Raw genomic sequence first — 7190 nt, 5'->3', positions numbered from 1 at the left:
CATTTCTCCCATCTATTTTCGTTTTAATCTCTGTTTACGGCGGTTTTTCCCATCTGCCATCGCCTGTTTACGGAGATTAGATGATTCAGTGACAGCTTGCTTTTCTTCCTTTACTCCATGTATCTTCTTCAGTTCTGCAGCCAATGACGCGATCGTCGGATGGCTATACATCATGACCACCGGAACCTCTATGCCATAAATTGATTTGATATGACCGCTCATCTGCAGCAAATCAAGGGATGTCGCACCCATTTCAAAGAAGTTCTCATTCACATCCGGTTCATGATGAAAAAAGGAGCTGAGTACATCACTCAATGATGTTTCTAGACGATCATCTATGACCTGCGATATTTCTTGAGACGGCTCTTCTTCCTGCTGCATAGGTGTTAAGCGATGTTTCATTCTCTCACCCATGTCTCGAACGGAAACAAGAATTTGCGGATAATCTAGACGCAGCACTTCCTGAAAGGCCTTTACCCCTTGTTCTGGTAAAATTCCTGCCTGCTCCTCAAGTGCCATCATGTCATTGACTTTGGCCGCTAATGCTGAGTCGTGTGCCATACCGACTTTTTCCCACCGATCCCAGTTTAAAGAAATCACTGGCTTCCCTTCCTGCCTCTTCGCATGAGCAAAGCTGTCCATAAAAGCATTGGAAGCCGCATAAGCCACTTGTCCAGCCGCTCCAAGAAAGGACACAAGGGACGAACAAAGTAAAAAGAAGTCGAGCGTTTCATCCTTGAGTGCTTCATCCAGCACATAGGTCCCGTTGATTTTTGCCTGACACATGCGAATTTCATCGTCTGCTGTTCTTGCTTGGATGATCTTCCCATCTGCCTCTCCTGCCGCATGAATGACACCATGTAAATCACCAAATGACGTATGAGCCAGCTGGACCGCTTTCTGCACAGCATCTTGATCTGACACATCACCGTGTACAACTTGTACATCAGCTCCTAACTCTTCAAGAGTCATCAGCTTTTTCACGGTCTCAGCTTCTTTCCCATCTGCATCACGAAGCTCATGCCATGCAGAGCGTTCACGTATTTGTACTCGGCTCATGAACATAAGTTTCGCTTGATACGTTTCTGCTAAATGTTTAGCTAATGTGAAGCCAATGCCCCCCATACCGCCGGTCATGAGGTAAACACCATGAGTCCTGATAGGCTGCGTGGACGATTCCTCTTTGCTTAAAGGTGTACTTGAAGCTTTTCGAACCCACCTGCTGTTCCCCCGATACGCCACGACCGCATCTTGATCGTGCATTGCAACCTCATATGAAAGAAAAAGCGGCCAGTCCGCCTTTGTTTCCTGACATAAATCAATGTGCTGACACGCAATATGCTGATATTCTTGAGGAATGGTCAGAGCCAGTCCAGTACATGTTGCTTGAAGAGGATTGACCTTCTCCATCCCGATTACATCATGCGCTTGGTTTGTCACGAGATGAAGACGCAAGGCTGTGTTATGATGCTGGCTGATCAGCCTGACGAGATCGAGCACAGATAAGTAGTTTGGCTGATCATCGGTATCTTCTGTTAGTTCATCATGCATCCAGATGATCTCTTCCGGTATAAATCCAGATTGCTGCAGTTCAGCCATCACCCACTCTAAGTGTGACAGCATATGAACGTCAGCCTTCATCAACTGGTCATTTTCTTTGATCGTATGATCACTTTGACAGACGCTGACAACCTCTGCATGCCGTTCTTTCAAATAGGCGCCAATATGACCATTTTTCTCAAAAACCAAGATACGCTTCCCTTGATGATGCTGCTCTTTTAGTACAGGTGCAGAGCGCTCCCATACCGGGATGTAAAACCAGTCTTGAAAATCAGCTGAGAGTTTCTCCCCCTTTTCTGATGGCGCTAAAGCGGTCATCAGCTGATCCGCTTTAAACTGCGGAGAGGGGAATATTTGATGCTCGAATGGATATGTTGGCAGTGACACTCGATATGGGGCCTTTTCTTTTCTGACAGCGCTCCAATTCGGTTCCACTCCGAAACTCCACAGCTTCCCTATAGCCTTTTTCATATATTCATCATCAGCAGCTTGTTCTTTTGGATGTCTCACCAATGAAACAGCCGCTGCTTTGTTCACATCATAGTCATCATGTCGTCTCACAAATTGAGTCAACGTATGACCTGGCCCCACTTCAATGAAAACCACTTCTCCAAGTCCAAGTAACGTCTCTACTCCTTGACTAAATAAAACAGGCTGCCTGATATGAGATGCCCAGTAATCAGGTGATGCGGCTTGTTCATTTGTTAACCAGCTCCCTGTCACATTCGAAAGGATCGGAATCTCGCCCTGCTGGTAGGTGATCTCCGAGAGAACGTTCTTAAACTGTTCGGACGCTTCATCCATCATACTCGTATGAAAGGCGTGAGAGGTTTTCAGCTTTTGGACAGAAGCTCCTCTTTTTTCAGCTTGTTCGAGATAAATCTGTAACCGTTCTGAAGGACCGGAAACAACGGATAATTGTGAGCTATTCACTGCAGAAAGCTCGACACCTTCTGGAAGATCATGTTTAATCTCTTCGGCAGGGAGTGACACACCGGCCATTTCACCTGGAGGCATTTTTTGCATCAAACTGCCTCTTTTTAAAACGATCCGGATGGCATCTTCAAGGTTGATCATACCGGCCACGCAGGCAGCTGTGATTTCTCCAATACTATGACCAATGAAATAATGCGGACGTATGCCTAGTCCCATCAGCTTCGATGCGAGCGCATACTCAAAACTAAACAAGATGATTTGTGTATATGATGTTTGCTGCATGAGTTGTTCTGCTTCTATGAACTCTTCTTCGGTTGTTGGATATAACACGTTCTCGATCTCAACACCTGATAACGATAAAATGATGGCAAAACATTTCTGAAGCGTTTGTTTAAATTCAGGGTCTTTCTCATATAAATCCTTGCCCATATTCACATACTGAGCACCTTGACCAGAAAACATCCAAACGATCGCAGGCTGTTGAAAGGCCTTTTGCGGCTGGCCGGCTGACTGGAATGTGCGGCCCGGACCTGCAAGAAAAGCTTGTCGATAAGGAAAATGCTTTCGTCCCTCTTGCAGGGTAAATGCAGCATCGGATAGTGTGACATGCTTATGTTCTTTTAAATAAGATGTCATTTGTTCAGCAGACTTTTGAACCGCCTGCTTCGATCTTGCCGAAATCACCATTAGCTCATGATCTCTTTCTACTGACGGTTTGTCGGCGGCGGGTGCCTCTTCCATGATCAGATGTACATTCGTTCCGCCGACTCCAAATGAACTGACCCCGGCACGCAGCGGCTGCTCTGATTTCGTCCATGGTACAGGTGTTGTATTTACATAAAATGGGCTTGATTCAAAATCAATTTTCGGATTCGGTTTTTTATAATGAAGGCTAGGCGGCAGCATCTGATGGTACAGACTAAGCGTTGTCTTGATAAAACCTGCAATCCCTGCGGCTGAGTCAAGATGACCAATATTGGTTTTCACAGACCCAATCGCACAAAACTGTTTTTTATCCGTTTGAAAAGCTTGCTTTAGTGACTCAATTTCAACTGGATCTCCAAGAGTCGTACCTGTGCCATGTGCTTCAATATAAGATATACTCTCAGCTTCTACACGACTGATGTTGAGTGCCTTTTTAATGACTTCGCTTTGTCCTTCTATACTTGGTGCTGTGTAGCCAACCTTCCGCCCGCCGTCATTGTTATAGGCTGAACCTTTAATCACGCCATAGATATGGTCCTTATCCTTTAGTGCCTGCTTTAATGATTTGAGCACAACAACACCGCAGCCCTCGCCGCCAACGGTTCCTTCTGCCTGTTCATCAAAAGCCTGGCAGTGCCCATCTGGCGACATGATCATGCCCTCTTGATACATGTATCCTTTTTTGTGAGGGGTCGTAATGGTGACGCCGCCTGCGAGTGCCATTTTACATTCTCCGGTAATCAGGGCGCGCGCCGCCATATGAATGGCAGTCAAAGAGGAGGAACAAGCTGTATCAACAGCTACGCTCGGTCCCTTCAAATTCAATTTGTAGGATACCTTTGTGTTCATGAAATCTTTATCTGTTAACTGAACAGCCGCAAATTGTTCAGATGAGTGATTCGTTCTCATCAGCATGGAAGCAGCTTGCCAATATAAATTAGCAGAAGCAGCTCCAAATAAACCAATCGGTTCCTGATAGGTTTCAGGGTTATAGCCTGCATCTTCAAGGGATTCCCATGCCACCTCATGAAACATGCGGATTTGCGGGTCCATTACTTCTGCTTCACGCTGTGAATAACCAAAGAAATCTGCATCAAAGTGATCATGCTGATCGACTGCTCCTTTAGCACGTACATATTGCTCATGGTCTAATGCTTTTTTCTCAACCCCTGCCTCAAGCAGCTCTTCCTTCGAAAAGAACGTAATGGACTCTCTTCCATTTGCAAGGTTGTCCCAAAAGTGATGAATATTCTTTGCTCCCGGAAAACGGCAGGCCATCCCAACCACTGCAACCTCTAATCCTGTGAACTTACTCATCTATCATCCCGCCTAACAGTTGAGCGGCACTTTCTAAGTCATCCGCTTCATTTTCTCCATCATTTTCGATCTGTTTCTCTTGCCCTGAGACTTTGTTTCTTAATTGAGCGGCTATTTGCGAAACAGTTGTATATTGGAACAGCTCCATCACTGTCAGCTCCTGCTGAAATTCCTCTTTCACTTTATTGGACAGCTCAACGATATTAAAAGAGTTCCCGCCTAAATCGAAAAACGGTTCATCTATACGAATCTGCGCAGCAGGGACTTGTAAAATAGATGCGAAAATGCGAACAAGCTTCTGCTCTGTTTCATTATGTGCTTGAATGGTCAACGGCTCTTGATTGCCTGCCACTTGATCTTCTGGATTCGGCAGTGCTTGGATATCCAATTTCCCTGATAGATTCAAAGGAAATTGTTCTATTTGAATGACATGCCTCGGCACCATATAACCTGGTAACCTTTCACTTAAAGACTGACGAAGCGCACGCTGATCTATCGCTTGTTTTGCCATCATATATGCGCAAATGTATTGGTCCTGATCCTTCGTTTCCTTAGGAATGACAATGACATCTTGAATCAGTCCTTGCATATGCGGGTCATCAAGAATGGCTCTGCGGATCTCCTCGAGCTCAATTCGATATCCTCTGATTTTCACTTGGCCATCGTTTCTTTTAGCAAATTCTATCAACCCATCAAACCGCCATCTTGCAAGGTCTCCCGTACCGTATAACATCCCGCTGCTCAGCTCTGGTTTTTTGATAAATTTCTCCATGCTCAGATCAGGGTGATTGATGTACCCACGACCTACACCATCGCCTGCTATATATAGTTCGCCAAAGACGCCAATCGGAACTGGCTCCCCTTGCGCGTCACATATGAAAATATGCTCATTCGGCATCGGCTGCCCAATAGGAATGACCTGCTCGTCCCAGTCATGGGGAATCAAAAAGGATGATGACTGAACCGTACATTCAGTCGGCCCATACGCATTAATCATGATCGGTTTTTCACCTGATACATGCTGTAAAAATTGATCCATCAGCTCTTTTGTGAACACCTCTCCGCCCACCAGCAGCATGTTCAAAGCAGGCAGGTCTTGTTTCGATTGCGCTGCTGCCTTGTTCATCAGCTTTAAGTGAGAAGGGGTCACATCTGACAGCTGAATGTGGTTTTCTTGGTAAAACGACCATAACGCATGCCCATCCATACGGACTTCATCTTTGGCAATATGCAGCGTATGCCCGAGGAGCAATGCCGGGAACAATGTTTGAACAGACGCATCAAAAATGTGTGAAGCCAGCATCCCTACTTGCAAAGGATCAGGGAGCAGATCAAAAAAGCGCGTTTTCATTCCATATACCAAATTAATGACATGACGATGTTCAATAACGACCCCTTTTGGATGCCCTGTCGTTCCTGATGTATACAGGACATACGCCATATCCGAAGGCGAAATAGACCAAGTCAGATTCTCTTTTATTGGCGATTCTTGAAGCATGTCTTGAATAACATGAACCTCGACATCCAACCCTTCATGTCCGTCTGCATCCGAGACAATAGCTGCAGCGCCGCTGTTTTTGAGCATATACCGAATTCTTTCGATCGGCAGATGGACATCAATCGGTAAATAAGCATAGCCAGCCTTTAAGATGCCAAGAATGGCAATGACCAGTTCAGCAGACCGGTTCATTCTGAGACCAACTGGAGTCTCACGTGTCATCTCACTTTGAGACAGTCTAAGCGCAATGCGATCCGATAAATCATCAACCTCTTCATATGTATAGGAGGTTGTGCCAAACATAACGGCCGTTCGTGCTGGATGCAATTGGACTTGTTCTTGAAATAACGACACAATATCACGATCCACTGGATAAGCGAGCAACTCTCCTTGAAACGAATCAAACAGCTGACTTTTCTCCATATCAGATAAAAATGAGTGTGTGCTCATCGCTTGTTCAGGCGTTTTGAGACATTGCTCTGTGAGTGTCATGAAATGTCTGGAGAACTGCTCCATCATTTGATCGTCATAAATGGAAGCATCCCAGTGAACTTCAGCATGAAGGTGATCTTGTTCTTTCTTCCAAACAATGAGCACATCTGCATGCAGCTGCTCTCGGTCAGCATGCCCATGCAATGTCTCAAACGCACATGCCAGATTGACACGCCTCTTGTCTTCTCCTACTGAATGCCAAAGCTCATCCATTAAAATATGAACAGGATAGTTTTGATGACGCACTGCCTCCTGAAACGATTGTTTCACTGCCTCTAGCCCTGCGCTAAAGCTCATATGAGGCTCAATCTCTGCCTTAAGCGGCAGCATATGATTAATGGCTGATTGATTGGCAGACTGTTCCATTGTAGGAACAGTCACCATCAACTCAGTTTTTCCGCTATAACGTTGAAGCAAGCCAAAAGCAGCTGTGGTCAGCACGATAAACAGGCGCAAATCAGAATCTCCACATAATTGCTTTAACGAATGGTTCATAGCCACAGGGAAGGACGAATGAAGCGATCGGTTCATTGCAGCAGAATGGGCTTGTGAAACCGTATGAGGGATCCGGCCATCCAGTTGTACACCTGATAAGACAGATGTCCAGTAGACTCTTTCTAACGCCCTTTCCTTCGCCGCTGCTTTCAGTTGAAAATCATCATGTTCAATCACTCTTCCATTC

2 protein-coding genes are annotated in these 7190 nt (G+C 45.5%); both read right to left on the bottom strand.

All coding sequences use genetic code 11. The annotated features are described in order from the left end of the window. Window positions 1-12: 12 nt before the first annotated feature. Window positions 13-4518 carry a type I polyketide synthase gene (locus MHH26_RS01325; protein WP_340971924.1) on the bottom strand — a complete coding sequence of 1502 codons (4506 nt, stop codon included), beginning with the start codon at window positions 4516-4518 and terminating at the stop codon, window positions 13-15. Beyond that, window positions 4511-7180 (bottom strand): non-ribosomal peptide synthetase, encoded by a 2670-nt coding sequence (locus MHH26_RS01320; RefSeq protein WP_334750921.1) that lies wholly within the window; start codon window positions 7178-7180, stop codon window positions 4511-4513. Before MHH26_RS01320 ends, MHH26_RS01325 begins: the two co-directional genes overlap by 8 nt. Window positions 7181-7190 lie beyond the last annotated feature (10 nt).

The sequence above is a fragment of the Bacillus sp. FSL K6-2839 genome, from assembly GCF_038003365.1.
Taxonomy (GTDB): Bacteria; Bacillota; Bacilli; order Bacillales; family Bacillaceae; genus Bacillus.
The sequence above is the reverse complement of the archived record's forward strand: the minus strand, read 5'-3'. Positions and strand labels throughout refer to the sequence as shown.